The sequence below is a fragment of the Ruminococcus sp. CAG:330 genome (assembly GCF_000437175.1).
In the GTDB taxonomy this organism is placed as follows: Bacteria; Bacillota; Clostridia; order Oscillospirales; family Ruminococcaceae; genus Ruminococcus_C.
In genome coordinates, this window is sequence record NZ_FR898058.1 from 1001 (window position 1) to 2819 (window position 1819).

A 1819-nucleotide genomic window follows, 5' to 3' on the forward strand; every position below is an offset into this window, starting at 1 on the left:
GGATGTGGGAGGCATACTGCAACGCTGCCTCCAGATCATGGGATACCATCAGAATGGTGATGCCATCCTCCCGATTCAGCCGCGCGATCAGCTCGTACATCTCCGCCTGCGCTTTGGGGTCTAAGCCAGTCACCGGTTCATCCAGCAGCAGCATCTTCTGGGTGGCACAGAGGGCACGTGCCAGAAGGACACGCTGCTGCTGTCCGCCGGACAGCTCCCGATAGCACCGCTTGGCGAGATGGGTGATGTCCAGGCGCTCCATGTTTTTCTGCGCCAGCTGTTTTTCCGCCCGATTGTAAAACGACCGAAATCCGCAGCGGTTCAGGCAGCCCGAACGGACGATCTCCTGCACTGATGCCGGAAAGTCCCGCTGCACAGCGGTCTGCTGGGGCAGGTAGCCGATTTCATCCGCCTGAAGTCCATCGCCTGTTTCAATGGTTCCTGCCATGGGAGATTTCAGACGCAGCAGCGCTTTCATAAGCGTGCTCTTTCCGGAGCCGTTCTCCCCCACAATATAGAGGTAATCTCCGGCATTCACGGAGAACGACAGGTGTTCGATCACCGGATTTCCCTCATAGCCCAATGTCAGATCCCGACAAGTCAACTGTGCCATCGTGATACACTCCTTTCAGCGCACTTCGGTCAGTGCCGTGCGCAAAACATCCAGATTTTTCTGCATCTCCGAGAGATACGTTACGCCGTCGTCAATGTCCGTCTGCGTCACAGATTGCAGCGAATTCAGCGTCAGAATCTCGCCGTCCCGATTGCCGGCATTCTCCCAGACGGTCTTTGCCAATGCCTTGCTGCCGTTTTCCACGGTCAGCACACAGGGCAGCCGGAGCGCCTCCACCTTTTCCGAGAGGAATGCAATGGTGGCAAAGCTCGCCTCTGTCTCCGCAGAGCATCCGGCAAAAGCTGCGTAATATTGCAGCCCGTAGTCCTGCGCCAGATACCGGAACGGAAAGCGGTCTGCCACCAGAAAGGTGTCCCGCACTGCCTCCTGTTCCACCATGTCGGTATACTGCGCATCCAGCGCCTGTAACTGCTTCTGATAGGCTGCGGTGTTCGTCCGATAGGTGTCGGCATTCGCCGGATCCGCCTCACACAGCGCATCGGAGATTGCCTGGCAGATCAGCTGCGCCCGCCGCAGAGAGAGCCAGACGTGTTCGTCCAGTTCCTGCGCTTCCTCCTCGTCATGGTGCTCGTCTTCGTCGTGGTGGTGATGCTTTTCCTCCTGCATACTCTCCACGGTAACCTCTTCCTCGGCATCCGCCGCCTCCAGCATGGGCACAGCAATGGCATCGGGATTCTCCGCCATATCTAGCACTTCCGTCACCCAGGAGTCTGACGTTCCGCCCACATAGCAAAAGACATCCGCCTGCGCAATCTTGGCGATATCTTTCACCGAGGGCTGGTAGCTGTGCAGGTCGGTTCCGCCCTTTACCAGCAGCGTTACCTCCACGCCCTCAGCATCGCCAACGATCTGGCGCACCCAGTCGTATTCCGGAAAAATCGTGCAGACCACTTGAATCCGTCCCGTCTTCTGCGGCTGCATCCGGCATCCGGTCAACCCCATCACCAGACAGCACAGGACGGCTAAAACACTTCCCCATCGATGTTTCACGGTACACTCCTCCTCATAGAAAAAGCAAGGACATCTGTCCTCGCTCGCCGCATTTTAAAATGAAAATGATTTTCATATTCACATTATAGCAGGTTTTCCTGCGGCTGTCAAGAGGAAATTTTCAAAAAATCGTAACTATTCAGTCCCCAAAGCAAGCTGTCCATGGAACAGGGAGAGCAAAGCATAGAACGCAGT

Annotated in this window: 2 protein-coding genes; both read right to left on the reverse strand. The window is 56.2% G+C overall.

What is annotated here, in order from left to right:
- On the reverse strand, positions 1-613 hold a 613-nt coding region (locus tag QZL66_RS06980; RefSeq protein ID WP_293601933.1), incomplete at its 3' end, for a metal ABC transporter ATP-binding protein.
- A gap of 15 nt (positions 614-628) precedes the next feature.
- Positions 629-1624, reverse strand: a complete 996-nt coding sequence (locus QZL66_RS06985; RefSeq protein WP_022411017.1) for a metal ABC transporter substrate-binding protein — start codon at positions 1622-1624, stop codon at positions 629-631.
- Between the last annotated feature and the right edge of the window lie 195 nt (positions 1625-1819).